The sequence below is a fragment of the Burkholderia sp. HI2714 genome (genome assembly GCF_002223085.1).
GTDB classification, from domain to species: domain Bacteria; phylum Pseudomonadota; class Gammaproteobacteria; order Burkholderiales; family Burkholderiaceae; genus Burkholderia; species Burkholderia lata_D.
Genome location: NZ_NKFM01000068.1, coordinates 1 through 26242 on the forward strand (window position 1 = coordinate 1; position 26242 = coordinate 26242).

At 61.7% G+C, this 26242-nt stretch carries 21 protein-coding genes and 3 pseudogenes; 8 read left to right on the forward strand and 16 right to left on the reverse strand.

Annotated elements, in window-relative coordinates; all coding sequences use genetic code 11:
* Positions 1-297 precede the first annotated feature (297 nt).
* Complete coding sequence (locus CFB82_RS38810) at positions 298-405, reverse strand: SEC-C metal-binding domain-containing protein (protein ID WP_373558918.1); 108 nt, start codon at positions 403-405, stop codon at positions 298-300.
* Positions 406-453: 48 nt separating this feature from the next.
* Here CFB82_RS38810 and CFB82_RS43560 point away from each other — a divergent pair, with 48 nt between their 5' ends.
* Both CFB82_RS43560 and CFB82_RS38820 read left to right on the forward strand, forming a co-directional pair.
* Positions 454-690: a hypothetical protein gene (locus CFB82_RS43560; protein WP_179255517.1), complete on the forward strand. Its 237-nt coding sequence runs from the start codon at positions 454-456 to the stop codon at positions 688-690.
* 71 nt (positions 691-761) lie between these two features.
* Entirely contained in the window at positions 762-2042 is a 1281-nt protein-coding gene (locus tag CFB82_RS38820) for an IS256 family transposase (protein ID WP_143751039.1), read from the forward strand.
* Here the strand turns inward: CFB82_RS38820 and CFB82_RS38825 are convergent.
* The 9 genes from CFB82_RS38825 to istA form a co-directional block, all read right to left on the reverse strand.
* Entirely contained in the window at positions 2021-2635 is a 615-nt protein-coding gene (locus tag CFB82_RS38825; RefSeq protein ID WP_143751040.1) for a hypothetical protein, read from the reverse strand. The genes CFB82_RS38820 and CFB82_RS38825 overlap by 22 nt on opposite strands.
* A gap of 9 nt (positions 2636-2644) precedes the next feature.
* The gene (locus tag CFB82_RS38830; protein WP_089487563.1) at positions 2645-3070 is read right to left on the reverse strand and encodes a hypothetical protein; all 426 of its coding nucleotides are present in this window, start codon (positions 3068-3070) and stop codon (positions 2645-2647) included.
* A gap of 10 nt (positions 3071-3080) precedes the next feature.
* Positions 3081-4091, reverse strand: a complete 1011-nt coding sequence (locus CFB82_RS38835) for an SWIM zinc finger family protein (protein WP_089487564.1) — start codon at positions 4089-4091, stop codon at positions 3081-3083.
* An 18-nt stretch (positions 4092-4109) separates the two neighbouring features.
* Entirely contained in the window at positions 4110-6788 is a 2679-nt protein-coding gene (locus CFB82_RS38840; protein WP_089487565.1) for a DEAD/DEAH box helicase, read from the reverse strand.
* A gap of 41 nt (positions 6789-6829) precedes the next feature.
* Positions 6830-8539 carry a phage integrase family protein gene (locus CFB82_RS38845; RefSeq protein WP_089487566.1) on the reverse strand — a complete coding sequence of 570 codons (1710 nt, stop codon included), beginning with the start codon at positions 8537-8539 and terminating at the stop codon, positions 6830-6832.
* A 53-nt stretch (positions 8540-8592) separates the two neighbouring features.
* A complete protein-coding gene (locus CFB82_RS42720) occupies positions 8593-10032 on the reverse strand; it encodes a hypothetical protein (protein ID WP_143751041.1) in 1440 nt (479 codons plus the stop codon).
* 15 nt (positions 10033-10047) lie between these two features.
* Entirely contained in the window at positions 10048-11034 is a 987-nt protein-coding gene (locus tag CFB82_RS38855; protein ID WP_089487568.1) for an ATP-binding protein, read from the reverse strand.
* Positions 11035-11395: 361 nt separating this feature from the next.
* A complete protein-coding gene (gene istB, locus CFB82_RS38860) occupies positions 11396-12145 on the reverse strand; it encodes an IS21-like element ISBmu3 family helper ATPase IstB (RefSeq protein WP_089487569.1) in 750 nt (249 codons plus the stop codon).
* Positions 12146-12160: 15 nt separating this feature from the next.
* Positions 12161-13711, reverse strand: coding sequence for an IS21 family transposase (istA, locus tag CFB82_RS38865; RefSeq protein WP_089487570.1), 1551 nt, complete (start codon positions 13709-13711; stop codon positions 12161-12163).
* A gap of 48 nt (positions 13712-13759) precedes the next feature.
* Between istA and CFB82_RS43565 the strand changes: the two genes are divergently transcribed.
* Positions 13760-13897: a hypothetical protein gene (locus CFB82_RS43565; protein ID WP_179255518.1), complete on the forward strand. Its 138-nt coding sequence runs from the start codon at positions 13760-13762 to the stop codon at positions 13895-13897.
* A 76-nt stretch (positions 13898-13973) separates the two neighbouring features.
* On the opposite strand, the gene CFB82_RS42725 is transcribed toward CFB82_RS43565, so the two are convergent.
* The 4 genes from CFB82_RS42725 to tnpA form a co-directional block, all read right to left on the reverse strand.
* Positions 13974-14246, reverse strand: a complete 273-nt coding sequence (locus CFB82_RS42725) for a hypothetical protein (protein ID WP_143751042.1) — start codon at positions 14244-14246, stop codon at positions 13974-13976.
* 124 nt (positions 14247-14370) lie between these two features.
* Positions 14371-15966 carry an IS66 family transposase gene (tnpC, locus tag CFB82_RS38875; protein WP_089487572.1) on the reverse strand — a complete coding sequence of 532 codons (1596 nt, stop codon included), beginning with the start codon at positions 15964-15966 and terminating at the stop codon, positions 14371-14373.
* A gap of 30 nt (positions 15967-15996) precedes the next feature.
* Complete coding sequence (gene tnpB / locus CFB82_RS38880; protein ID WP_089487573.1) at positions 15997-16341, reverse strand: IS66 family insertion sequence element accessory protein TnpB; 345 nt, start codon at positions 16339-16341, stop codon at positions 15997-15999.
* Positions 16338-16733 (reverse strand): IS66-like element accessory protein TnpA, encoded by a 396-nt coding sequence (tnpA, locus tag CFB82_RS44715; RefSeq protein ID WP_441300178.1) that lies wholly within the window; start codon positions 16731-16733, stop codon positions 16338-16340. The genes tnpB and tnpA overlap by 4 nt, the downstream gene beginning before the upstream one ends.
* A gap of 191 nt (positions 16734-16924) precedes the next feature.
* Here tnpA and CFB82_RS38890 point away from each other — a divergent pair.
* Positions 16925-17818 (forward strand): annotated as a pseudogene (locus tag CFB82_RS38890) (IS256 family transposase); the annotation flags it as partial.
* Between the two features lie 35 nt (positions 17819-17853).
* Here CFB82_RS38890 and CFB82_RS38895 read toward each other — a convergent pair.
* Positions 17854-18117: pseudogene (locus tag CFB82_RS38895) on the reverse strand (transposase); the annotation flags it as partial.
* A gap of 461 nt (positions 18118-18578) precedes the next feature.
* Between CFB82_RS38895 and CFB82_RS38900 the strand changes: the two are divergent.
* From CFB82_RS38900 to CFB82_RS38910, 3 genes are all read left to right on the forward strand, one after another.
* Positions 18579-20714 carry a phage integrase family protein gene (locus CFB82_RS38900; RefSeq protein WP_089487575.1) on the forward strand — a complete coding sequence of 712 codons (2136 nt, stop codon included), beginning with the start codon at positions 18579-18581 and terminating at the stop codon, positions 20712-20714.
* A 1191-nt stretch (positions 20715-21905) separates the two neighbouring features.
* Positions 21906-22565: an AAA family ATPase gene (locus tag CFB82_RS38905; RefSeq protein WP_089487576.1), complete on the forward strand. Its 660-nt coding sequence runs from the start codon at positions 21906-21908 to the stop codon at positions 22563-22565.
* Positions 22562-23593: a ParB/RepB/Spo0J family partition protein gene (locus CFB82_RS38910; RefSeq protein WP_089487577.1), complete on the forward strand. Its 1032-nt coding sequence runs from the start codon at positions 22562-22564 to the stop codon at positions 23591-23593. Before CFB82_RS38905 ends, CFB82_RS38910 begins: the two co-directional genes overlap by 4 nt.
* A 116-nt stretch (positions 23594-23709) precedes the next feature.
* Here the strand turns inward: CFB82_RS38910 and CFB82_RS38915 are convergent, their stop codons facing one another.
* Positions 23710-24591 (reverse strand): replication initiation protein, encoded by an 882-nt coding sequence (locus CFB82_RS38915; RefSeq protein ID WP_089487578.1) that lies wholly within the window; start codon positions 24589-24591, stop codon positions 23710-23712.
* Positions 24592-26031: 1440 nt separating this feature from the next.
* On the opposite strand from CFB82_RS38915, the pseudogene CFB82_RS38925 reads away from it, so the two are divergent.
* Positions 26032-26242: pseudogene (locus CFB82_RS38925) on the forward strand (IS3 family transposase); the annotation flags it as partial.

Consider the following 26242-nt stretch of genomic DNA (forward strand, 5'->3'; position numbering starts at 1 on the left):
GCGATGCTGTAGTACGCGCCGTCGGCAATCACGCAGTCGACGGGCGCATCGATCGCCAGCACGGCGGGCAGGCCCGACGCGTCGGACACCGTGGTTTCGGTGATCGAAATCGCGTGCATGTTCATGTTGTCAAACGAAGAAAAGTTGATACGAATTTCTACTAAAGTTGAGACTTTCACGATCAAGCGACGAAAACCGGATGAATGAGCCTTATGTGGCAAGGGTTTTCGGTCGATTGAAGTAAAAATGCAACTATTCGGATTAGTGATCGCGGCTGGGATTCGCTGTTTTCGTCGGTCACGCGCCACAACACTTCTTGTGCTTCTTTCCCGATCCACATGGGCAGGGATCATTTCTGCCCACCTCCGGTTCGGCCTTGGTGGGCGCCACGAGACGTTTGCCCATCGCCTTGATGAGCGTATCGCGATGCGAGAGAGGCTTGAGGTATCGTGGATGTCGCTGACAGAACGCGGCCCACAGTTGCTCGAGACGCGCGCGGTCGCGAACCGTCTCAGGCTCGATGCGGATGTTGCCGCCCAGATGAACATTGACGTGCCCCGGCGAGGACGTTTCTCCGGGAAGGACCGGCTCGAAGTGCAGGTTCACTTCCGCGCAGTCGCAAGTGGGATTCGGGCAATGGAAATCGAGCTAATCTCGGAACTGGTGTACAGCGGCGGGCGGGGAATATGAGGAAGGCGGTGGCGGTTGGCTGAGAATGTTGCTTTCTCAGGGTAACAAACCAGCAACCGAACTCCACCACCATGGCGAAACGTACGCAGGAAGAGAACAACCGTCAAGCAGCAGCAACGGAAATGAAGGGGCCGCGGGGCCTGGACGATCTGATCCAGCAAGGCGCACGGAAAATCATTCAACAGGCGATCGAGGCGGAATTGGCGGCATTGCTCGAACGGTATTCGAACGTGAAGACGCTGGAGGGTCGGCGTGCAGTCGTGCGTAACGGCTACTTGCCCGAGCGCGAGATTGTCACGGCCATCGGCCCGGTGCCAGTTCAAGTGCCGAAAGTGCGCGACCGCTCGGGCTCGGGCGTGAAGTTCAATTCGAGCCTCGTGCCGCCGTATGTGCGGCGCTCGCCGCGGGTGTCGGCCGCGCTGCCGTGGCTCTATCTGCGCGGCGTCTCGACAGGCGATATGAGCGAGGCATTGAGCGTGCTGGTAGGTGAAGACGCCAAGGGGCTCTCGCCGAACGTCGTGGTGCGGCTGAAGGCGCAATGGGCCGAGGAGTTTGAGCAGTGGAACAAGCGCGATCTGAAGCACGCGCGCTGGGTCTATTGGTGGGCCGACGGCATTCATACCGGCGCGCGTAGCGAGGACAGCGACGGCCAATGCCTGCTGGTGATCATCGGCGTGAAACCGGACGGCAGCAAGGAGCGCGTGGCCATCGCCGACGGCTATCGGGAATCGAAGGCATCGTGGCGGGAGCTGCTGCTCGATCTGAAGGCGCGTGGCTTGCAGGCCGGCCCGCTGCTGGCAGCGGGTGACGGCGCGATGGGCTTGTGGGCCGCGCTCGAAGAAGTGTTCCCGCAGACCAAGCAACAACGCTGCTGGTTCCACAAGATCGGCAACGTGCTCAACGCCTTGCCGAAGGCCCAGCATGGCCGCGCGAAAACAGACCTGGCGCAAATCTGGAATGCCGCCACTCGTGCCGAGGCACTCGTCGCCTTCGAGCGATTCATCGCGACGTATGGCGCCAAGTACCCGAAGGCCGTCGAGAAGCTCACCAAGGATCGCAACGAACTGCTTGCGTTCTACGACTTCCCGGCAGAGCACTGGCAGCACCTGAGAACAACCAATCCGATTGAGTCGACGTTCGCCACCGTGCGCCATCGCACGAGCCGCGCGCGCAATTGCCTTTCGCGCGCGACGTTCCTCGGCATGGCGTTCAAGCTTGTTGAATCGGCCGAGCAGTCATGGCGTCGCATTCGCGGCGCCGAAAGAATCGAACAGCTTCTGAAGGGCGTTCCCTTCGAGGATGGCGTTCCGGTGATCGAAAGCGCACCGGCTCAGCAACCGCTTGCCGCTTGATCATGCTCTGCCCGCGCATACACCAGACTTGACATTAACTCATGGAAATCCCAGACCTCGTAGACATGATCATCGAGCACGTATAGGTCTTGCCTGACATCCTCGTACACCTCGTGCCAGGCCAGTTGCTCTCCGCGTTGCCAACCGTGAATCTTTCCGGGGGCGGTGAGCGCTGCCTCGACAGGGTCGGACAGGCCCTTGCCGCGATACCAGAGGCGTCCGATGGCATCGAGCAGTTCACCGTCGATGTGGCCCACAATGGCGGCGACCTCGGGATGCTGCGCCAGATCCAGTCGTTCGTCGCTGTGCGGTTGCAGCGCTTGCGCGGTGTCGATATCCAGGCCAAACACGATGAGATCCGCGCATGTCCGGGCCACCTCGCGATATTGCTTATCCTCGGCCATCCATGCCTGCCAGACGGGCACGCCTCGCGCTTCGAGCGTTTCTCGTCCTTCGTGCGTTGCTAGCACCAGCGCGCTGCGGCACGGGCATCGCGGCGTCGGACATGTATGCACCCAGATCCAGGACGAGTCGGTTTCAGCCAGCCTGAACAGGCCATCATCGGGCGAGAGCCGGGTTGTTCTCTGATTCATGTTGGCGTCTCAGTCAAGAATATCGAGGCCGTTGTCGGCGCACCATTGCCTCAGTGCTTTTTCAACCGAGTTGGCCTCAAACGCATACCAGCGCTCCAGAACGCCTTTGTGCTCGAGTAAATCCTTGAAGCACGCGTAAGCCCCTTGCCGTCGGAAAAATCCTTCGACCTGATCGAAACGCGCAGGCAATTGCTCCGCGGTAAAGCGCAGGACGAGACTTCTGCCAAGATCGAGCTCGTTCTTATGCGGTATCGCGAGGTAGTGATTTGAAGTTTCGATATCCTCAGGAAGGTCTTCGTCGAACGCGTCGCTGGAATCAGAAGTCCACCAGACCTGGCCCGTCTCGAGCGAGATATACGCGTGGTGCTCCATCGGCGCGCCATAGCTGACGAAGTCAAAGGCCGCGGAGAGATCATCGTATTTGACGGCAACCATGACGTCGCGCTCATTTGGACGTTTTGGATTTTTGCCGGGATGTCGGCGTCGCCCGCGAACGGGCGGGCGATTGTTGCGAGGCGGTCGAACGGGTCACCTTCGACGTGTCCACGCGTGCCTTGCCAGTGGGCTTTGCCGGAACGACGGACTTGGCCGCTGCTCTGGGCGCCGCCGCTTTGCCTTTCGAGGTCGATTTCGCACTCGCGATCGGTTTCGATGGGGGCGATGATGTGGGAACCGGGCTCGTTCGCGGGGCTGATTGCTTGCCTGCCCGTTTGCGGGCGGCAGGTGGTGCCTGGAGCGACTCGGTGTCGATCTCGATGCCGAATACGTCGCCCAAGGCCGCGTGGTCGAGGACCTTGCCCGACGCCGGCGCGCTTCTCGTTCCGGACAACCCGGCACCTGTGCTGTTGACGAGCTCGGCGGGATCTACGCCCCGGAGCGTGAAAAGCAGCTCGGGCTGCTGGTCGAGCCGGGCGCCGATACCATACAGCACCGCGGCGACATGCTTACACATCGACGCCCAGTCCAGGCAACTGCAACCGAACTGGATATCCTTCGGTGACGGAAAGAGTCCCGTGCCCGGCTTGCAGATCCGCTCCATCACGGCGCTCGACAGCTTGCCTTGCAGCAGTTCGACCATCGAATCGATCGATGACGCACATTCGGTGCTCAACGCACGCCAGTGTTGATTGCCACACGCCGCGACGTCGATCTTGATGGTGTAGAGGCTCGATCCCATGACCTGCGCGTGAATTTTGCCCGCCGTGATTTGCAGATCGATCACCGAACCGTTGCGCACGTAGGTGCGCCCGCGCGGCAAGCGGTTGTCGTAGTCGCTGTAGCGCTCCAGGTTATCGCACCACGCTTTGCCCCAGAAGGTTTTCGCGATGGCGCCGCCATACGGCGGGATGGGCGACAGCGTCTTGCCGGCCTTGATCGCCTTGGCGACCAGCTGTTCGGCTTTTCTCCGGCGTTCAGCCACCGAAACATAAGGTTTCCATCCACCGTAGTAGCCCATCACATTCCCTTTCCGTGGTCAGTTTTCCTGCGCGCAATGGATATCGAGCTTGACGAGATCGAGCAACTCGCGATCGCTCATCTCGGTTAGCAGCAGCTCCGTGCCCCCTTCGAGCACGTCCTTCACCAGCTGTTGCTTGGTTTCGATCAGTTGGTCGATGCGGTCCTCGACCGTGCCCCGGCACACGAACTTGTGTACCAGCACGTTCTTACGTTGGCCGATCCGAAAGGCCCGGTCCGTCGCCTGATTTTCCACGGCCGGATTCCACCAGCGATCGAAATGAATCACGTGAGAAGCGGCCGTGAGATTCAACCCCGCTCCGCCCGCCTTGAGCGACAGCACAAAGAAGGGCGTCAATTCGTCTTCCTGAAATTGCTTGACCAGCTCGCGTCGTTTTCCGACCGGAGTGCCACCATGCAGAATCAATCCCTCGCGGCCGAACAGCGATCCGAGAAACGCTGCCAGGGGCTCGGTGGTTTCGCGAAACTGCGTGAAGATCAGCACTTTCTCCTGTTTCGCGGCAATCACCTCGACTAGCTCTCGTAGGCGCGCAAATTTGCCGCTGGCTTCGGGCTTCCATGCCGCGTCGCCGAGCCACTGGGACGGATGGTTGCATATTTGCTTGAAGCGCATCAAGTAGCTCAACACGATCCCTTTGCGCTCGATGCCTTGTGCGCCGTCGAGCGCGGCGGCAAGGTCCTTGACCGCGCGCTCGTACAGCGCGGCCTGAACGGGGCTCAGGTGACACCAGGCTTTGAGCTCGGTTTTTTCCGGAAGATCGGCGATGACGTGTTTGTCCGTCTTCAGGCGGCGCAGAATATACGGTCGCACGAGCGAACGAAGCGGACCGAAGTGCCCGGCTTTCGCAAGACGCTTGCTGAATCCGGCAAAATCCTTCGCCGAGCCCAACAATCCCGGATGCGTGAAATCGAAGAGGGACCACAGGTCCGCCAGACGGTTTTCCACCGGGGTGCCCGTCAGTGCGATGCGCGCCTGCGCCTGAAGCTTCTTGACCTGCTGGGTCTGTCTGGTGCCGGGGTTCTTGATCGCTTGCGCTTCGTCGACGATCGCGAGGCGCCAGCGGATCGTCGCCAGCGCCGGTTGACGAAGCAGCGCGCCGAAACTGGTGATGACAAGGTCCGTGTGTGCAAGCCGGACGTCATCAAGGTCGTGAAGTTCCTCGGCGGGCGTGACGGACGGGTGGGCAACAAGCACGCGCAAACCGGGCGTAAAGCGCTCCGCTTCCGCAGCCCAGTTGGCCAGCAGGGATGCGGGCGCCACGAGCAGGCTGGGACGTGGATCGGGCTGTTCGCGCTTGAGGATCAGGAGCAGCGCGAGAATCTGGATCGTTTTGCCGAGCCCCATGTCATCGGCCAGGCACGCGCCCAGCTCAAGCCGGCTGAGCAGGTAGAGCCACTGCACGCCCGCGTGCTGGTACGGACGAAGCTGCGCGCGCAACCCGGGGCCGGGTTCGACGCGCGCCAGGCCTTGCGGCTCGCGCAGGTTCTGAAGAGTCTCGGCCAGCCAGGGGCCGGCCACGACCTGCGCCCAGTCGCGTTCTTCAGGCGCTTCAGCATCATCGCCCGACATGCCAGCCAGCAGGCGCAGCGCGTCGTTGAGCGGCAGCCCCGATTGCGCGGCGTGTTCGAGGTCTTCGAAGCGTTGCAGCAGGCGGCCAAGCTTTTGGGTATTGACCTCGATCCAGCGGCCACGGATCCACTGCAGGCCGTCGGCGCCCTTGAGCAGACTTCGGACTTCGGCAGGGCTTAACGGTTCGCCCTCGAGCGAGACTGTCAGGTTGAAATCGAGCAACGCATCCTTGCCGACGAGCGACGGCGGTTTCGTGCCGACACTGGCCGTGACGCTCGGCCGGGCGGGACGGCCCGTCGTCCAAGTACCGGGCAGCCGGACGATGATGCCCGCGGCCTCGAGCGCCGGCAAATCGTTGAGCAGGTGCCAGGCATCGGCCGGGGTCCAGCGCAGCGGATGATAGATCTCGCGCGATTCGAGCATGGAGCGCACCCAGTCGCAGCGCTCGGCTGCCCGCTGAACGGGAACTAGCAGCGACAGGAGCTGCGCCTTGTTGCGCGCGCCGGCGAATTCCTCGAGTGAGCGCGACAGGGGCTGATGCTGGGTCTTGCCATGCGCGGAGAGGCGCGCAGTATAGGTCGCCAGAAAGGCAAAGGGAGCGTCGGGGTCCTTTCGATTCTCGGCAAGGTTGAAGTAGACGCGCCCCACCAAATTCCAGGTGGGGTGACGTGACTTGAGAAAGGCCTGAAGCGAGCTCCCAGTCTCGCCCATCTCCTGCCGCAGGGCGGTGTCGATCTCCCCCCACATTGTCGCGAGCACTTCCGGCGTGAGATATTCGACGCCCGTCATGGGGGGCGCATCGTCGATCAGCCTCCCGAGGGCCGTGGTGTCTGGCGTGGCGACTGCCATGTGCCCATCTTCGGCCGTCGTGCATAACGCGGTGACGTAACGCACGGCAAAGTCGCGCCACCATGCCCACGCGGGCGGCAGTGCGCGTCCGATTGCGGTGCTGCCGAGGTAAAGTAGGCCGTGGCCTGCGCCAGCGTGGAAGGCGTCGCCGAGTGCGAGGTCATCCGACAGTGAGGGAGCATCGGGTTGCGGCACGGCGAGAAGATGGCCTGCCGGCGTGATGTTGGGCGCAAGACGATCCGTTTCGTTCGAAGGCATGATGGTCGAGGGAGGTGTCACCAGGAGAGCGGAAATCCTCATCAGCCGGGCCGCTGCGGCGCACCGCGTGAACGGAATGCCTCGGCGATCTGCCGGTCGCGCTTGAGGTCGTCACCGTGCAGGTACATCGAGGTCGTCGCGATCGACGCGTGGCGCAGGTTATCGCGCACGCTGGTGAGCTCCGCGCCATGTGCGAGGGCATGACTCGCATGCGTGTGCCGCATCCAGTGGGGGCTGGCGCGGCGCAACTTTTCCGTGAGGTCCGGATGATCATCGTTCAGTACATCGGCGGCCTTCAGGAAGAACCGACGCATCACGCGCCACAGGTGCGCGCCGGTAATGCCGACGCTCCCGTCATCGCCGAGACTGGCGAGGATCGGCGTGGTCGGGTTCCAGCGTTCCCGCGTGAGCGGCAGGCGCCGCTCGAGCAGATACTGGTCGAGCGCACTGGTGGCCAGCGGTGGCAGCGCCACCCTGCCGGGCTTGCCGCCTTTGCCAATGAGATGGAGCCACGGTTCGCCGCGTTCGCCGGGGCGAATGTCGCGCAACACGGCACCGACGAGCTCGCTTGCGCGCAGGCCCGTCGCGTAGCCGAAGTCCAGCAGGAAGCGCAGCCGCTGCGCGGCCGGCCCGGACCAGCCATACGACCATTCTAGACCGTCCGCGACGGCCCGCAGCAGCAGCCACTCGCCTTCGGAGAAGCCGCGCGCGGTATCGAGCGCCGGGCGCATCGCGTGGCCGCGCACCTTGACGCCGGCGAACGGGTTGGCCAGCACGTAGCGCTGCTCGATGAGCCAGCGCAACAGCGCCGAGAGGACCGTCAACGCGTAGGCGGTCGAGCGTGCCGACAGGCCGCCCGTGAAGGGGCGCCATTCAACCGAGTCGCGTGGTCGCGGCGGACCCACCCAGCGCTCGCGCGGTATGGGACGCCGCACGAAGGCGCGGTACGCGATCGCATCGTCGGTCGTGAGCGACGACAGCGCGCGGCCACGCTCGACGATGGCCCAGAGGATCAGCCGCTCCGCCTCCTTGCGATAGGCGCGTTGCGTCGTCGCCGTCTCGTGCAGCGCGAGCCAGGCCTGCACCGCTTCGTAGTCGTTTGTTGCGTTGAGTGTGCACGCATCGCGCGGCGCCCTGTGCGTGCCCTGCGAGCCGTTGACCTCGTGCGGGAGGCGCAACCGTTCCCACGGCACGATACCGGCTGGCTGGGCAATCGTAATCAACGCGCGAGCACGTTCGGTCAAGGCAGGGCGCGCGGCAAAAAAGGCTTCGATGGCTTGCGCGCCAGCCGCCCCGAGCCCCTTGATCCTAGTCCACCATTGACGCCGGCGCGGAATGCGTACGGTCAGGTCCGCGAGCGTGCGGATTCCGTGAGCATGCAGCGCGTTGACCGTGCGCGGCGCGAGCCACAGCGCGACGTCGTCGGTGACCTGCGGCTGCGGTGCAGGCAGGGATTGCAGCGTCCTGATTGCCCGCTCGACCGCACCCGCACGGTCGTGTCGTTCCGCCATCGTGTGTTCGAATACGGCGGCCAGATCAGGCCTATGGCGGCTGTGTGCAAAGGCAACCAGTTGCCGACGGATATTCCCGATGAGACCGCGCGAGGATTCACCGGCTGTCCTGCGTCCGGACAGGTAGCGGGCCACCGCGGCGCGCGAGGACAGGCCCGCATACCATCCGCGCAGTGCGGCAAGCGAGTCGGCATCGGGGAAACCCCGATCGACGCAGCCCTCGGTCAGACGCGTTTTCATGAAGTGAGCTTACGGATCATGATGTCAGTGATTCGATAATATTAATTATCTCACTACAACTTATTTTTCGATATTTCGCTGAGCGGAAAAGGCTGTGCACCGCCCTGAAAATGCTGGTGCAGCCCCGCCAGCTCAGAGGGCCGCACAAGTTGCGCATGAAACAGATATTTTCCACGGGCGCGCATGAACATCACGATGCGTGACCATGCCCAGGCTGATCTCGCCAGGTCTTCCGATAGCCAGACGAACATCTGGTCCCGCCAACGATCAGTTGGAACATGAACGGGACGGTGTGGTGCGTGGGCCAGCCACCCGGTCAGGCCAACGGCTGGCATCGAAGGCGCGTCGACTGGTGAGTATATTCGGGAGAAACCGTACCAGCTGATTGACCAGCCCAGTGCAGTGGCATGATCTGCGTCCATGTCCTGAGTGTGGATGACAACTTCATCGCAGCGATTTGCCCCGGGCATACGTACGGGGAGAATTCCTCGGGTATCACCAAAGAGTGCGTGCCCAACATGCTTCATAACCTGTTCGTACGCCAGAAAATCGTTGCCGAAATGTGGCCAGTCGTCACGGGCATAGGGCATCGTGCCGGTTTGCCTATCTTCGTCTGGCAACGAAAGAACCTGATTTCCCCACGTTATGGCGACTTCGCTGGAAGGTCGCTTCAGCAGTTCCATCGGTGACGGAGGAGGTACCTCGTAAAGTCGGTTCAAGAGCCGGATATGCCGGGCCCGGCATGCCATCCGGATTTCGATTCCCGCCGCCGGCGGAGAGACGAACCTGCCCGTTACCTGATCACGTGGCTGGGACGGCGTGATCGCGACGGGCATCATCGTGTCAGCGACATGGACCTGCCAGCGTCTGAGGATCCGGGCCGCGCGGCCGGTAATCGGCACACAACGTCCGGCGGGCCGATCCAACACCGGCACCCATGACGTGCGGCAGTGAACGCACGACAACGGGTGCGTCGCCATACTGCTGTTGAGAGCATACGGGATGACCGCAGCGCATTGCCGGCAGCCGCGCCGCAAACGACATCGATGCACAGGACATCGTTCGACAAATCGCCACTGAAACCACGCCGCGTGGAAACCCAGATCGAGGCACGCGGGACAATAGCGCAATTCGGTGGTCGCCCATGTCAGTGCCGGGTGGCCCGTGAAAAGACAGAATCCGTCGAGTGCTGAAGCTTCCGGAATCTCAAGGATGCTGGAGAGCCGGGAGGGCACAAATGGATCGGCTCGCCGAAGGTCCACGCCGGTAGAACATGCTTCGTCGGATCGTACGGTCACGAGGCCGACCAGAGCGTGCAGCGACAGCCGGTTGAACAGCGAGAATTTCGACAGCCGCATCCACATTGACTCGCCGTCGCTGCTCCACTCGGGGCGGGTCGTGTAGCGCGCCGGGGTGGTGCGCGTCGGCAACACCAGCGACGGCCAGCAGTGGCCGTTCCAGTCCGGCGGTGCGGCAGCGCGGCTGATATTCATGACGGGGCGCGCTGCTCAGCGCCGCGTGATCGCGGACAACATGGGGCGGCCCGCCTTTTGCGCCACCACATAGCGACTACGTTCGACCATCTCACTCCAGAACAGGCCGTCGAACTTCAACGTTTCGCTGTCGCGGGCTGAACTGAGCAGCAATGCGGCTTCGACCGCGGCTGTGAAGTATTTCATCGGGATCTCCGCCGGGCCGTCCAGGTTCGCCTTGATGTGGGCGTCCTCGAACGCATCCCATAGCCGGGCGGCGGATTCCGCGATACGCAGGCCCGCAGCGTACGCCTTTGGCACGAAGAATCGCACGTAGTTCCAGCCCGAGTTCGCGGGATATTCGCCGTTGTCATAGGCTGAGAGCACGGCCGCGCATTCGGCAGCGGAGACAATCCCCCGAAACGTGAGCTCCTCGACCATGAATCGCGCGACAATCTGTTCCTTGTCCTGCGACTGGAAAACCGATTTCTGGGCGAGCAGTTGCGGTTGTCCGACCAGAAAGGTGAACAGGCGCAACGCGTTGTTCTCCATCTCGTCGTGCAGGTCACGCAGCCATTCATATTCGATTTCGCGCAGGTTCTGCGCTTCGTCGGCGAATAGAACGACACGATCATCGCCCTTGTTGTCGGCCACCTGTCGCAGCTTGTGCAGCAGGCGGCCGCGCAGTGCCGCTTTGGAGGCGCCGCTTTGCGCAGGATGCTTGACGGTGTGCAGCAGCGCTGAAAAGAAATTGTTCTCTGATGCCGTTTGCGAGCGGGCGCAACGCATCGTGTAGACGGAGATCTTAGGGTGCCGGAGTTCGAGATCCCGGCGCAGGAACTCGATGGCGTAACTCTTTCCGATCCGGGGGCGACCGTGTATCAGTGCCCCGGTGATATAGAGAAACAGGCATTCATCGATGAGCGTGCGAAAGGCGGCAATGGACGGCGTGGGAACCCTGTAGATGCGCCGGCGCAGCGGATGTTCGTCGAGGGCCGCCGGTCGGTGAATGTCGTTGGACATGCAGGTTCTCCCTGTCAGCGGTTTTGCACCTTCAGATCGCCAAGATCAACGGGCACCACCACCGCATCTGCCTGTCGTTGGCGCGTGGGTGTGGCCGGCGGCTGGGACGCCGCTGCCGGCGCAGCGTCTGGTCCGCCGGAAGGTGCGTCCTGCGCAAGTTGCATAACGGCCGTGGCCTGTTTGCGACGGTGTTTCCTGATTCGCCGCTGGGCTTCGGAAAACACATGCACCGGATCCTGCTCGCCGGCAAACCTGAGCTTGCCTGCGGATTTCGGTGATGGTGATCAGCCGTTTCGGCGAACGTGATCAGTTTGGAAGGTGGTGTTGCGCGGTCAATGGATTATAGCGAAGGTGATCACGATCAGGATGCGGAGGACTGCTTGGCGTTGGTCTTTCGCATCGACTCGCCCTTCAACGGTAGCTTGTGGGCCTGATGGACGAGCCGGTCGAGGATCGCGTCGGCGAGCGTCGGATCCTGCAGCCAGGCGTGCCAGTGTTCCAATGGCAGTTGGCTGGTAATGATCGTGGAGCGCGTGCCAACGCGATCGTCGAGCACTTCGAGCAGATCGTTTCGGGCACCCTGATCGAGATCCTGCAGCCCCCAGTCGTCGAGCAGCAGGACGTCCATCTTGGCGAGCTGCGCGAGCCGCCGTGTGAAGCTGCCGTCGCCGTGGGCGATCTTCAATTCCTCGAACAGCCGGGCAACGCGGACGTACAGCACGGAGAAGCCTTGTCGGCAGGCCTGCTGCCCGAACGCACAAGCGATCCACGTTTTCCCAGCGCCGGTCGGCCCCGTCAGGATGAGATTCTGCGCATTGCGGATCCAGTCGCAACCAGCAAGTGCGGCGACGACGCTCTTGTCGATGCCGCGGCTCTGCCGGTATTCGATGTCCTCGATGCAGGCCTGAGGATTCTTGAGTTTCGCAGACTTCAGCAGCCGTTCGAGCCGCCGAGTATCGCGCCAGGCGAGCTCGCGTTCGACGACCATACCGAAGCGCTCTTCGAACGACAGGCTGGTGCTGGCGGTCAACGCCGCTTGCTCCTCGAACGCGCGGGCCATGCCGTCAAGCTTCAGGGACTTGAGCTGGGTTAAGGTTTGCTGCATCAACATCGCGACCTCCTTGGGTCAGTGGTAATAGTCGGGCCCGCGCACGTTCTCGTGATCGGGCGAATGCCATTCGGTGAGCGGAATCGGGAGCATCGGCTGGCGGTCCAGGCCGGACTCGAGGATCGACAGAACGGAGCGGCGAGTCGGTGAACCGATCACGAGCGCCCGCTGGCAGGCTGCTTCCAGCCGTTCCTTGCCGTACTTGCGCGAGAGCGACAGCAATCCGAGGCACGCGCGGTACCCCATCTCGGGGTGCGGCCGGTTGGTCAACAGGTGTTTGACGATCGCTTCGGCGCCGGGACCGACGGAGGCGCCCCAGTTCAGTAATCTCCCGGGTGTCCATTCCATGTGGGCGCGGTGTGCCGCCGGCATGTGGTCGGGCAACGTCGTATGCTTGTTCCGGAGTCGGCTGCGGGCGTGGGCGGCGACGCGCTTGCCGCGGTGCAGGATCTCGACCCCATGGCGCGTCACGCGAGCATAGACTTCCTGGCGCACGAGGGCGTGCGGGACGCTGTAATAGTGGTGATCGACTTCGACGTGGTAGTCGATGTTGACGCGGCACTTCACGAAGGTCGCAATCTCGTAGCGGCGTGCCGGCAACGGGCGCAGCGCCGGCTGATCGAGTCGCTCGAACCATTCGCGACGGTTGCCGTCGAGCTTCTTGAACGGTCGTTGGTTCAGGTCGGCGATCAGTTTTCCGATCGCCTTGTTCAGCTCGGCCAGGCTGTAAAAGCGGTGGTTGCGCAGCCGTGCGAGGATCCAGCGCTCGACGATCTGTACGCCGACCTCGACCTTCGCCTTGTCCTGCGGCTTGCGCGGCCGCGCCGGCAACATGGCGGTCGCGTAGTGGTTCACGAAGTCCTGCGTGGTGTTGCCCAGCACCGGTTCGTACCGATCGGCCTTGGCGATCAATGCCTTGGGGTTGTCGGGCACCAGCAGCTCGGGAACGCCGCCGTAGAATTCCAACGCGTCGATCAGGCTGCCGATCCAGTCGGGCATGGCCTCGGAACGCGTCGCACATGCATAGGTATAGTTCGAGGCGCCGAGAACGGCCACGAACACGTGGGCCTTGAACGCGACGCCGCCGTCGCGGCCGAGGATCGGCACGGTTTGCCCGGCGAAGTCGGCGAACAGCTTCTCGCCGGCGCGGTGTTGCTGGCGCATCGAGCGCTTCAGCGCCGCAGCCCAGTCCTTGTACCGCTGGCAGAACTGCGTATAGCGATAGGTGCGTTGGCCTGGGTGAGCCTCGACGTACTCCTCCCAGAGCAGTTGCAGCGTCACGCCCTTGCGGCGCAGGTCGCGGTGCATCGCCGCGTAATCCGGTTCGACCCGCCGGGTCGGGACCGCGGTTTCCTCCGGCAGGTCCAACCTGATCTCGAGCTCGTCGTCGGCCAGCGGTTCGACAGCAGCCCAGTCGAGCCCCGCCGCGCTGGCGCGCGCGGCGTATGCCGAGATGGCGCCGACGCTGATGCCGATCGCGCGGCTGATCTGGCGGTGCGACAGGCCGCACGCCCACTTCAGCCGCAGTACTTCCTTCAGTTTGCGCATGCTCATCCGATGTGCCGGCATCAACCTGTCCCCTAAAAAGAGACAAGGCTAACGCCCGTCGTAAATCACATGCGCAACACCACCGCCGAGCCGGAACGGCTATCCCGTTTCGGTCGCGTGATCAGCTGTTTCGGTTCGCTGATCACTCATTCCGGGAACGTGATCACCCATTTCGGCAGGATGATCGCTCGTTTCGGAAACCGGTGATCAGCGATCACCTTCGACCGAAACAACCGATCACCATCAATCGGAACCACTGATCACGTTCAACCGAAATCGCTGATCACGTTCGCCGAAATACGCACTTGCCCAGTCGGCGCTGTCGCAGGATATGTTTGCGCAGCCGCATGGTGTGCCGGCTATAGCGCCAGCCCTCCAGGACGGCAAGGCGGCCGAGCTCGGCTCCGTTGGGCAGGTAGGCCCATGCCTCACGCATGTCGGCGGGATTCGGATAGACGCGGATTTTTTCACCGTTGAGCCCGGACGTGCGCTGCATGACCTCATTGCTGTACCTCGCGCCGTAAAGGCTGACATAGGGCGCGACACCGCGCGCCACGCTGCCTCGTACCGTGCACAGATGAACCGGCTGCAACTGGTGCGTAAGCGGCTCGGCTGGGCCAGTCCCCCATTCGCGCGCGCGTGAGGCATGATGGTGATGGCGTGGAGGAGTCCCCTGACGATCACGCGGTTGAGGGTGTAGGGGGAGTGGCCGGCTTCAGTTTGTCTGCGACGTTCCAGGGCAGCAAGTCGTCGATGCGGGAGATCTTGTGGTCCGCGATATGGGTCAGGACGTATTCCAGGTAGGCGCGCGGGTTGATTCCGTTGAGCTTGCACGTCCCGATCAAACTATACATCGCAGCAGCCCGCTCGCCCCCGCTGTCGGAGCCGACGAACAGATAGTTTTTGCGTCCGAGCGCGACACAGCGCAGGGCGTTTTCGGCAAGCACGTTGCTGATCTCGGCACGACCGTCCTCGCAGTAGAGCACGAGCGCCGCCCAGTGGTTCAGCGAGTAGTTGATCGCTTTGGCGAGCGCGGACTTCGTCGACAGCGTCGTGAGTTTCGCCCTGATCGTCGCTTCGAACTTCGCGAGCAACGGCTTGGTCTTTTCCTGCCTCACGCGCAAACGCTCGTCAGGCGCCCTGCCGCGGATGTCGGCTTCGATGCTGTAAAGCTCGCCGATCATCTCGAGCAGTTGCTGGGTATCCGGTGTCGGCGTGCGCGCGTGAACATCGTATATGTACCGCCTCGCGTGATCCCAGCATGCCGCTTCCTGGATTTCGCCGCTCGCGTACAACTGATCGAACCCGGCGTAAGCATCGGCCTGCAGGATTCCGTGGAATGCGGCGAGCCGGGTTTGAGGGTGGACTCCTTTGCGATCCGACGAGAAGTCGAACCATACCGCAGCCGGGTCAGTCGAGCCCGAGCGGTGATCGTCGCGCACGTAGACCCAGAATCGGCCGGTCGCCGTCTTGCCGTTGCCTGGCGCGAGCACCGCGACCGGTGTGTCGTCAACGTGCACCTTTCCGGGGACCAACGCGTAGCGCTGGATCGCTTCAACAAGCGGCCCGCAGAGCTCGGCGATCTGCCCGATCCAGCGGCCCATGCTGGCACGATCCAGCGTCACGCCGTCGCGTGCCGCGATCTCCGATTGGCGGTACAGCGGCTGGTGATCGGCGTACTTCGATACTGCAATATCGGCCAGCAGGCTCGGATGGGCGATGCTGTGCTCGATCGGCAGGCTGGGCATCGCGGGCTGTTCGATGTGACCGCAATCAGGACAGCACAGCTTGTGGCGGATCGTGCGGATCACTTTGAACGCGGCCGCCACGCGGGCGAGCTGCTCGGATACATCCTCGCCAAGTCGCTGCATCGTCGTCGCGCACTTGGGGCAAGCCGGATCCGGCGTGAGTTCGATTTCGTCACGCGGCAAGTGCGGCGGCAGCGGCTCTCGCGTGGGCGCTCGATCGGGTGGTGCCTTCGACGTCTTGTCTCGGTGCCCTCGCGTCTCGGCTGCCCCCTGGCCGGCCGTCAGGTCTTCCAGCTGCGCCTCGAGTTTATCAATCTGCCGGGCCAGTTTCTCGGACTTGCTCCCGAAGTACATTCGCCTGAGCTTGTCGATTTGCGCCTTCAGGCGTTCGATTTCGTCGTCGCGGGCAGCGATCTCCCGCACCATGTTTGCGATCGATGCTTGCTGTTCAAGCAGCGACGCCTGCTGCGCGAGCACCAGGGCCTGGAGTTCAGCGACGGTGGTGGGAAGCGACGCATCTTTGGACATGCGTCGCAGTTTACGAGCCTTCGATGCGGTTTACAACATCGACAGCGCGGCGGTGCGGCGTGGCTGCCGCCAATCGATGCCCTCGAGCAGCATCGACAGCTGGGCGCTCGTCAGATGGATCTTTCCGCCGTCGGCCTGCGGCCAGATAAAACGGCCTCGCTCCAATCGTTTCGCGAGCAACCAGAACCCGTCGTCGGTCGCCCAAAGCAGCTTCACGAGATCGCCGCGGCGACCGCGGAAGATAAAGACGTTGCCGCCCAGCGGATTCTCTTCGAGCGCTGTCTGCACCTTCGCGGCCAGCCCCTGGAACCCACAGCGCATGTCGGTCACGCCCGCTGCAAGCCAGATGCGCGTACCCGCTGGAAAGCCGATCATCGTGATAGCTCGCGAATAAGCAGCTTCAGCGTTGCCGGCGATACATCACCGCGCAGACGAACCCGTGCCCGTTCAAACTCGATCTCGCAAACACCTTCTGCCAATGGCACGGTTTCCGAGGTCGTCTTCGCAGAGGCCGTGACCAAGGTCTCGTCGACGATACTCACCGGCAACAACGTCGGAATACCGTCGGTCGGTTTCTGGACTACATGTTCAGGGCACGGCGGACCAAATGCGCCCTCAAGATATTGGCGACGCCATCGGAAGAGCAAGTTGGCGTTGACATCGTTACGCCGGGCAACCAGCGACACCGATGCGCCTGGCTCGAACGTCTGCTCGACCAACGCTCGCTTGAATTCGTCCGCGAAGTTCGGTCGTTTGCTCGACTTCACGCATTTGGCGTCCGGTATCTCGTCCACTTTGGTTCCCACTAAAAAATTTAGTGGGAACTACGATACATTCGATCAGGCCCCGCGGGCGAACGGCCGCCCCGAGCCGCTTACGTATAGACCGCTCTTGGAATTCGATTCATTCATGCCTCCGTTTCTCGATTGTACGAAACGTTGGCTTCCATTTTTTCCGGCTGGCCTCAGCATTGAGCGTGCTGGTAGGTGAAGACGCCAAGGGGCTCTCGCCGAACGTCGTGGTGCGGCTGAAGGCGCAATGGGCCGAGGAGTTTGAGCAGTGGAACAAGCGCGATCTGAAGCACGCGCGCTGGGTCTATTGGTGGGCCGACGGCATTCATACCGGCGCGCGTAGCGAGGACAGCGACGGCCAATGCCTGCTGGTGATCATCGGCGTGAAACCGGACGGCAGCAAGGAGCGCGTGGCCATCGCCGACGGCTATCGGGAATCGAAGGCATCGTGGCGGGAGCTGCTGCTCGATCTGAAGGCGCGTGGCTTGCAGGCCGGCCCGCTGCTGGCAGCGGGTGACGGCGCGATGGGCTTGTGGGCCGCGCTCGAAGAAGTGTTCCCGCAGACCAAGCAACAACGCTGCTGGTTCCACAAGATCGGCAACGTGCTCAACGCCTTGCCGAAGGCCCAGCATGGCCGCGCGAAAACAGACCTGGCGCAAATCTGGAATGCCGCCACTCGTGCCGAGGCACTCGTCGCCTTCGAGCGATTCATCGCGACGTATGGCGCCAAGTACCCGAAGGCCGTCGAGAAGCTCACCAAGGATCGCAACGAACTGCTTGCGTTCTACGACTTCCCGGCAGAGCACTGGCAGCACCTGAGAACAACCAATCCGATTGAGTCGACGTTCGCCACCGTGCGCCATCGCACGAGCCGCGCGCGCAATTGCCTTTCGCGCGCGACGTTCCTCGGCATGGCGTTCAAGCTTGTTGAATCGGCCGAGCAGTCATGGCGTCGCATTCGCGGCGCCGAAAGAATCGAACAGCTTCTGAAGGGCGTTCCCTTCGAGGATGGCGTTCCGGTGATCGAAAGCGCACCGGCTCAGCAACCGCTTGCCGCTTGATCATGCTCTGCCCGCGCATACACCAGACTTGACATTAACTCCTTTCCCTTGACGACGACCTTCAACGCTTCCATATCGAGCATTGCTTCGGCCAGCAGTTTCTTCAGCCGGGCATTCTCCACCTCGAGGTCCTTGAGCCGGCGGGCTTCCGAGACTTCCATGCCGCCGAACTTTGCGCGCCACGTGTAGAACGACGCGTCACTGAACCCGTGCTTCCTGCACAGTTCCTTGACCGGCATGCCGGCCTCGGCTTCCTTCAGAAACCCGATGATTTGCTGTTCCGTAAAGCGCTTCTTCATGTTCGTCTTCTTCTCCGAAAACGAACTTTACTAGACTCCGGCTGGCCCTGTTTGTAGGGGGCAGGTCAAGGTTCCCGTACCGTCACGGAAGAAAACCACTCCTCCACCCAACAGCCTTTGCCACGCATTTGCAGCCGAAAGACTACCCACGGCAGCTCCGCGCCCTACCGATGACCGGTAGTAACAAAATTAGTTGTGTGGGCGCCCCGAGCGTAGAGCTTCGGCGCGATGTCCCGAAATGAAGGGTAACATAGTCCTTACTATGTTACCCTTCACTTTATTGGCCAAAATACCCCGTTTACGAGCGCATTCCCGCTCGTGCCTTGGCCGGCAAGGCGCGGCGGCCGGTCGCCGGCAAACGGCGTGACGCCACCGCTCCGCCACCGTCGGATCCCGGCCGCCGGTCGACGCGCGGGACTGTATCGAACAACACGGTTTTCGTATCCCTCTCCCCATCGCCCATGCCGATCGCCGACGACCCTGACGTGCTCGATGTCGAGTTTCGCGAATTGCCGGCCGCCCCCCGCCGGCCGACGTCGCCAGCAACAAAGCGCAAGGCGCGCTCGCGCGCAGCACACCGCGACGCCGCCGCGGAGCGCCGGATCGGTCTGCAGCACCTCGCCTTCTTCCGCGGCTATCTGGAAGGGCTGGATCTCGCCGAGCTGGCCGACCAGTACCTCGAGTTCGGCCGCGACGCGCGCAAGGCCGCCGCGACCCGCACCTGGCTGGTCACGGCATTCGTCGCCGCGGCGCGCAAGCGCCAGGACTTCGCGACCGCCCGACTGCTGGCGATCCGGCCGGCCGCGCTTGCCGCGACGCCGGCGTCCGACGCCGGGGCGCCCGCCGCGCCGTCGCTGGAGGATTTCGCGGCCGAGCACGACCCGGACGGCTTCTATACGGAAAAGGAGCTGCTCGACCTGTTCGCCGCCCGGCACGTGGGCGCGGATCGCGACGCCGGCGCGACCCTGCGCCGCCAGCGGCGCAACGCCCGCCTGCGCGCGCGGCAGATGGCGGCGCTCGAGGCGCTCGCACGTCTGGTGGTCGAGGATCCGCGCCCCGAGCACCACGTGCTCGGCTGGTTCGACACCGCCGTCGCGCTGCGCCTGGCCGACGTCGGGCTCACCACGATCGGCAAGCTGGTCGAGACCATCAACGCGGTCGGCTACCGCTGGTATCGACGCGTGCCGCGCCTCGGCGAGATCGGCGCCCGGCGCATTACCGCGTGGCTCGCCCACTACGGGGACGTCGCGGGCCTGCAGCTGGCCGCCGGCGTGCAAGTCCACCCGTCCGAGCGCACGCTACCGGGCCCGCCGCTCGCCGCAGCCGGCCCGGTCACCGCGATCGTGCCGCTCGAGCGTTTCTTGCTGCCGCCCGAACTGGACGGATCGCGCGGCGCGCATCGCAATCTGGTCAAGAACAACAGCCGCGCGAACAACGACCGCGAGGCGATCGACTTCTGGCTCGCCGACTACGAGAATCCGAACACCCGGCAACGCTACCGCACCGAAGCCGAACGGCTGCTGCTCTGGGCGATCTTCGTGAAACGCAAGGCGCTCTCGAGCCTCGACACCGACGATGCACGCGACTACATCAACGGCTTCCTCATCGACCCGCAGCCGGCCAGCCAATGGGTCATGACCGGCACCGCGCATCGCGGCGATCTTGGCTGGCGGCCGTTCCGCGGGTCGCTATCGGTCAAGAGCCGGCAGGACGCGCTGTCCGCGTTGAAGAAGTTCTTCGGTGAGCTGGTCGACGCGCAGTACCTGGATCACAACGCGTTCGCGAAGGTTCGTGTGTTCACCGGGTCGACGCACGACGCCGCCGGCAACGAAAGGCGCGTGGCCGTGAAGTCGCGTCTGCGGATTGAGCGCGGCTTGACCGCCGACGCTTGGCGCTTCGCGATGCGCGTCCTCGACGCGATGCCGGACACGGCCGCCGCGACACGCATGCGCTTCGTGCTGGGCTTTGCGTACAGCACCGGGCTGCGGCGCGCCGAGTTGTGCGGAGCCTTCACGGACGACGTGCAGGAGCGCTACGCCGGCCCCGAGTTGGGGACGATCCGGTTGCTGCGCGTGGTCGGCAAACGCGCGAAGGAACGCTTCGTCCCGCTGGTCCCGGCGGTGCTGACCCTGATGGGCGATTACCTGGAATCGCGCGGCCTGCCGCGTGATCCCCTCGCCTGCCCGGCCGCCACCCCGTTGATCCCGGCGCTGCTGTCGAATGCCGAGACCGGCAAGATCCAGCGCGCGGCGAAGGCGAGCAAAACAGACCCAGCGCCCGAGCTCGCGGCGCGCTCGCGGCAAACCGGGCCGATCCATCCCGTGCAGCTCTACAAGGCGATCAAACAGTTTTTTGCAACGGCAACTGCTGCTGCGCTGCGCGAGGACTCGCCGCATGCGCGGGCTTTCAGCGAAGCCAGCCCGCACTGGCTGCGACACACGTTTGTATCGCATGCACTGGCAAACGGCATGAGTCTCGAGAGTGCGCGGAATTTTGCCGGTCACGATTCGCTCGACACCACATCGATCTACGCAACTGCTGAGCTTGGCCGCCAATACCGAGAGGCGGAGACGTTCCTTAGATTAGCTACACCGTAGCGCGGCGCGGGTCATCAAAGTCGGTGATGTGCAATCGCCCCAGAATCGGAAGTATCTCCGACGCCGACATTGTTGTTATGACCGCCAGTCTGACGGTGCCCGACGAAATACCATCAACGATAACGATGACGACCTACTTTCGACTTCTCAGAGATTAGGTCGGGGTTAGCGCGGCGGAGTCATCGAACTACCAGATGATCTACGACTTCCGTGCTTATAGGCCAACGATCTCCAGGTAATCTAGGACATTGCGACCGAGCGTGCACTGCGGCCATCTGCCGGTGCATAGCGGAAAGTCAGTATATAAGGCAAAAAATTGAGGCTTTTGATCCCCACAATCCTCAAAATGGCGAAGTATCACTCGAAGCTCCCCAATCCTTTGCGCTGGCGTGACGGTTCGTGGTTGCCTCCGGCGTGCAAGCAGGCCGCAGTTTCTACGTAGAAACTGGATCTGCCAGCATTCGGTATCACGCTCGGCGTGCGAGCTTTCTCGGTCGACTTGGCGCCCGTGACTGCTCGTCCCGTTCAGTTTCCACATAGAAACTGAACGGGACCTGGGCATCAAATTGGAATTCTCCGAGGGGCCCCACCAAGGACATTGACCGCAGTTTCTACGTAGAAACTCGATCTGCGAATATTCCGCGTCACACCCACCATGCGAGTGTTGAAAATTGATCCGATATCTGTAATTTCATGGAGCATTCAGTTTCAAAATAGAGACTGACTGTATCCTGCGCATCCAAAAAGGGTTCTCCGATGCGCATCTCCCAGGACATCGACCGTCAAACGCTGCCTTCGAGTGCACAGAACGTAACCGCAGTTTCTACGTAGAAACTGCCCGTCGCAGTCGCAAGGAGGGCGAGCGAGAAACTGCGCACGATTCAAGCAGTCGCACGAAAGACTGGCAAATGTCCGTTGGCGTTCGATTCACGCCACCTCCGCTGCACCGTTAAGCCGGCAATGGTGATGCCGGTCATGCCCCAAGTTTCTACGTAGAAACTCTCCCGGGGAAGCACACGACGCCACCCGTTCTGGTTGAGTTGTGGCTCCGGCTCCTAGAATTTGACAAAAAATATGCAGCTTTTCTTGATGTTTTTCGGGTGGCATCCTAATATTCCCGACAGCCGCTTGGCGCGCAGTTTCTACGTAGAAACTGCACCTGCCCGAGCTTCCAGTGCATAAGGAGAACACATGGCAGCGAAAATTATTGCCGTCTTCAACCAGAAAGGAGGGTCGGGGAAAACAACGACCTCGACGAATATCGCAGGCGCGTTCGGCATGCGAGGCTACCGGACCATGCTCGTCGACTTGGACGAGCAGGGCACCGCGACGCTCTCAGTCGGTGCAGCCCCAGACGATCGACCGTACCCGGCGGCTATTTCGAACCTGGCGCTAAGTCCGCGGCCGGATCGGGAGATTGCAAAGTATGTGAATGACTATGATTTTATTGTCATTGACTGTCCGCCCGCCATTAAATCGGCTGCGCCCTCTGTTGCCCTCCTTATTTCCGATCTGGGACTGATTCCCATCGCAGCGTCGGGTGGCAATCTCTGGGCTGTTCAAGAGGCAAAAAAACTCGGTATTGAAGCCCAGATCCGCAACCCGGATCTCAAACTTCGTTCATTTGCGAACATGAACCAGAACGTCACGATCGTGAAGCAGATCTTTGAAGCTGCAGCCGGTGACGATGAGCTTCCCATGCTGAAAACGAAGCTCGGCTTCCGCACCGCGTACAAGGAAGCGGAGGTATCTGGCGCTACTGTCCTTCAACTCCGCTCGGCCAAGGCCGCCCACAAAGAACTGAATGATCTTGTCGACGAAATTCTCGAAGTTCTCGAGGTGCGAGTATGAGTAAGAAAGACTTCTCTGCGGCGCTTAATGCCGGCGTAAAGCGCGACCAGACAATGCGAGAGACGGCGACACCTTCGAGGTTTGACCGCGTGGATGAAGCATTGAGCGGCCGAAGCAGCCTGTTGGATCAACCCAATGAGAATGTCGCTTCCCCGACAAGATCAGCTGCAGAGGCGTTTTTGGCAAACTTGGAACAAGCGGGGAAGGTGCAGGCGCGGTACGTAACAATGCCAATAAGCCATATCGACGACAACCCGCTCAACAGTCGCACGATCTACAAAGAAGATCTCATCGCCGCACGCGCAGCCTCAATGGCGCGAGATGGTCAACTCGTCCCTGTCCTCGCCGGACGCCACCCCGACTTTCCGGATCGCGCAATCTTGATCGACGGCCAGTTCCGAAAGCTTGGCGCGCTCCGGAATCGCTCCGAGACGTTGGACGTAAAGCTTCTCGAAGGCTTGGACCCGATAGATTTCTACCGCCTTGCGCGAGCAGCAAACAACGAGCGCGAGCAGGAAACCATTTTGGACGTTGCACTCGGGTACAAGAAGCTACTAGATCAGGGACATGCGAACTCGAATGACGAGCTGGCGGTCTTAGTGGAGGAGGGCAAATCTAAGGTCAGCAAAATTCTCGCGCTTCTGGATCTGCCGCAGTCCGTCCTGGACGTGATCGGTTCGCATCCCAAACAATTCGGCCTATCAACTAGCTACGAGCTCACCCTGTTCCTCAAGGCATCGGACGAGAAGCGCACCTTGGCATTTGCCGAGCGCATTCGTGACGAGGAATTGCCCTTTCAGAAGGTAAGGGCTATACGCGAAAGTCTCGAGAATGGGCGGGCCCCACGGAAGTCCCTTTCGAGACAGTACAAGGTGTCAACTGTTGACGGGGCCGAGATTGGTGCGATCAAGGAATGGGGCGACGGGAAGCTCCGTCTGGACCTCGCTCTAGGATCGGCCGAAAAAGCCGAGGCATACGTTGCGGCCTTCAAAAAGCTCCTCGCCGAAGACGGCCACCAACTGAAGTAGGGATGTGCGATAGCCAGGTATGTTTGCCGGTTAGGCGATACGGCTTGGGTGGCATTCATCCCGTGCCGTACTACAAGCAATGTCGCGCGACGGAACTACTGCGAGACCGTCGCGCTTCAGCTTCCGGCAGCTGCCGCTGCACTTGATTCTTCAAAGGGCAACTCGCCGTCCAGCGCGAGGCGGCTTTGCGGATTCTGGATAAACTTGAAATCGAGCGAATTCACAGCTCGCCCGAGCTTCACCGGTGTCCAAGAAATTACAAGATCCGCCTTTGCGTTCAGCTCGTTCACAGCGGTTTCAATCACGCGACGCTTGATGTCGGCAAAGCGGTACGTGGCCGGAATTTCAAGCACGTGCCGGAAATCTTCCAACGTGATCAGGAGCCGGCCCCGATCCCGCTCTCGCATTAACAGTTCGAGGAGCCGCCACGAGTAAAGTGACTGTAACCCACGGGCAAACTCCAGTTGATACGAGACGAAACGCCGCTGCAACATGAAGATATGGGGCGTTAAATCCGGAGAGAAGGAAACTTCTGCCCATCCTTCTCGTTCGTGGTAGACCGCCTTCCACACCCAATTCAGTACCACCTTCCTCGGGCCATCCATATACGTCAATTGGCGCTTTTGAAGACTCGCACAGCCTTCCTTCAGCCCCTCATACGCAGCGGTTGCCTGCTTTTCGCCGGACCGTGGAGCAAGTGCTGCAAGGGCGGCGAACTCGTCGGCTCGAACACGAACACTCACATAGCCGTTACCCTTACCGTGCAAGTACGGTGACTTCTTGCTGTCTATGCACCGCAGCGCCGCCATCATGACTCGCTTCTCGTTGAGGGTAAGACCTTGTTGGGCATTGACCAACGCTCGGCTCATGGCGACAGTGCCGCGCACTCGGCCATCACCGTCCAGAGGAGGTTCGTCCAACGGCTCGATCTGGAGAGGTTCGATCTCAACGATCTCTACCTGAGCGGGCTCGGGCTGGTTTTTTGCCTTTTTGTTCACAAAGGTGACCTTCAGCGGGAAGTGTCACAATTATAAGGTGACATGCTCAGGGTGCAAGTCACCGTTGTGGATAACGGTCGAAATTTGTCACCGCCGGCCCGCTTTGTGTCTACTTAGGGTCGGATTGCGTCACCTCCAGGTCGGAAAACGTCACAGTTTCTCGACTGTGACGTCTCGCAAAGCCTTAACTGGCAAGCCTGTGCGGGGCGTGGCACAGCGTTTACAAAAGGTTTTACAAACGGTTCTACAAACTGTCTTACAAAGAGCACCGTTAGAAAGTTGCTTTGATACAACAAAACCCGCCACAAACCCACCTCCAGCGCGCATCGCGAAGCTCAAAAGTGACATTTGCCGACCTCAAGGCGCCTGCAGGGCCTCCAATCCACTCCCGATTGGTCGCAAAAACGGGTTTGCCGGCACAAAAGGTGACGCTTTCCGACCTCACGGGCCAAGAGATACTAAGTACTCACTCACCTTTGACCCAGAATGCTCTGCGTCGATGATGGATCGAACTGCCGGGTCGGAATACGTCACCTTTGGCGCAAGCTACGACGGCAGTCCTATGACCCGGGGCAGTTCATCGTAGGAGAAACCGGCGTGGCGGGTCGGAAAAGGTCATAGAACGGACGAGGGCGTGGGTCGGAAAACGTCACTGTTAGCGCGAATGCCAGCGTACGAAAGAGGAGCAGAGCTTCGGCTCCAGGTCGAAATATGTCACCTCTCAAGACTCCAACTGGGTCGGAATTTGTCATCATCAGTTCCGCCTGCAGGTCGGATCGTGTCACCTTTTCGAACGGGGGAGCAGGTCGGAAAACGTCACTTTTGAGACCTGGGAGTCAGTAGGTCGGAATTTGTCACCGTTCGTGGTAAGTCAGTAGGTCGGAATTCGTCACCTTTGGGGACCGTAGCGGCGGGTCGGAAAATGTCACCTTCGAATGACCTTGGGTCGGAAACCGTCACCATTTCGCTCGGGCGACCTATTTTGTTCTGGCAGTCTGCCGAAAGCGCTGGGGCGGATAATGTCACCGATCATGAGGGCAACTCCGCGGAGGTCGGAATCTGTCACCCGCCCGCCACATATCGTCAGCGTCTGCGCGGAAGGACCGACGGAAGGAGAGCGTTCAGCAGATCTTGCAGCAGAGGAAGATGGGGAACCACGAGGTCGATATGAGGCGCATCAATTCGGAGATGCCTGCCGTTCGCACCTAGCGACAATCAAAGTTCGTCACTGTCTTCAGCTGGGACTACGCCCGTAGACAGTATCGCTATCACTTTCGATAAAGCAGTGTTGGCCGGCACTGTTGACGCCCTTTGCGCGACCACATCCTTGCCAACTTCCCGGATCAATTTCGTAGCGATTTCTGCTGTCCGGTATGAGACTTGACATGGTCCGCCGAACGAGGCAATTACTTCGGGAGGAAGCAAAGATGCTTGAATAGACCTCGGCCGGACAGCGAGACGGACCTGAAACTGATGCGCCGCATCGACGAGCTGCATCTTGAGTTCCCGTTCGCGGGAGCGCGCATGCTGGCGCGCCTGCTGCGTCGCGAGGACATCAAGGTGGGACGCCGGCACGTAGGCACGCTGATGAAGCGCATGGGCATCGAGGCGCTGTACTGCAAGCCGAACACGAGCCGCCGCGACAAGCAGC

What these genes read in the sequence shown, in the direction of transcription:
- CFB82_RS43560 (WP_179255517.1), top strand. Translation starts at nt 454, where the DNA reads ATGTCGCTGACAGAACGCGGCCCACAGTTGCTCGAGACGCGCGCGGTC.
- CFB82_RS43565 (WP_179255518.1), top strand. Translation starts at nt 13,760, where the DNA reads ATGCGCAACACCACCGCCGAGCCGGAACGGCTATCCCGTTTCGGTCGC.
- CFB82_RS38905 (WP_089487576.1), top strand. Translation starts at nt 21,906, where the DNA reads ATGGCAGCGAAAATTATTGCCGTCTTCAACCAGAAAGGAGGGTCGGGG.
- istA (WP_089487570.1), bottom strand. Translation starts at nt 13,711, where the DNA reads ATGCCGGCACATCGGATGAGCATGCGCAAACTGAAGGAAGTACTGCGG.
- tnpB (WP_089487573.1), bottom strand. Translation starts at nt 16,341, where the DNA reads ATGATCGGCTTTCCAGCGGGTACGCGCATCTGGCTTGCAGCGGGCGTG.
- CFB82_RS38830 (WP_089487563.1), bottom strand. Translation starts at nt 3,070, where the DNA reads ATGGTTGCCGTCAAATACGATGATCTCTCCGCGGCCTTTGACTTCGTC.
- CFB82_RS38910 (WP_089487577.1), top strand. Translation starts at nt 22,562, where the DNA reads ATGAGTAAGAAAGACTTCTCTGCGGCGCTTAATGCCGGCGTAAAGCGC.
- CFB82_RS42720 (WP_143751041.1), bottom strand. Translation starts at nt 10,032, where the DNA reads ATGAATATCAGCCGCGCTGCCGCACCGCCGGACTGGAACGGCCACTGC.
- CFB82_RS38840 (WP_089487565.1), bottom strand. Translation starts at nt 6,788, where the DNA reads ATGCCTTCGAACGAAACGGATCGTCTTGCGCCCAACATCACGCCGGCA.
- CFB82_RS38855 (WP_089487568.1), bottom strand. Translation starts at nt 11,034, where the DNA reads ATGTCCAACGACATTCACCGACCGGCGGCCCTCGACGAACATCCGCTG.
- CFB82_RS38820 (WP_143751039.1), top strand. Translation starts at nt 762, where the DNA reads ATGGCGAAACGTACGCAGGAAGAGAACAACCGTCAAGCAGCAGCAACG.
- CFB82_RS38845 (WP_089487566.1), bottom strand. Translation starts at nt 8,539, where the DNA reads ATGAAAACGCGTCTGACCGAGGGCTGCGTCGATCGGGGTTTCCCCGAT.
- CFB82_RS38900 (WP_089487575.1), top strand. Translation starts at nt 18,579, where the DNA reads ATGCCGATCGCCGACGACCCTGACGTGCTCGATGTCGAGTTTCGCGAA.
- CFB82_RS38810 (WP_373558918.1), bottom strand. Translation starts at nt 405, where the DNA reads ATGGGCAAACGTCTCGTGGCGCCCACCAAGGCCGAACCGGAGGTGGGC.
- CFB82_RS38825 (WP_143751040.1), bottom strand. Translation starts at nt 2,635, where the DNA reads ATGAATCAGAGAACAACCCGGCTCTCGCCCGATGATGGCCTGTTCAGG.
- CFB82_RS38835 (WP_089487564.1), bottom strand. Translation starts at nt 4,091, where the DNA reads ATGGGCTACTACGGTGGATGGAAACCTTATGTTTCGGTGGCTGAACGC.
- tnpC (WP_089487572.1), bottom strand. Translation starts at nt 15,966, where the DNA reads ATGTCCAAAGATGCGTCGCTTCCCACCACCGTCGCTGAACTCCAGGCC.
- istB (WP_089487569.1), bottom strand. Translation starts at nt 12,145, where the DNA reads ATGTTGATGCAGCAAACCTTAACCCAGCTCAAGTCCCTGAAGCTTGAC.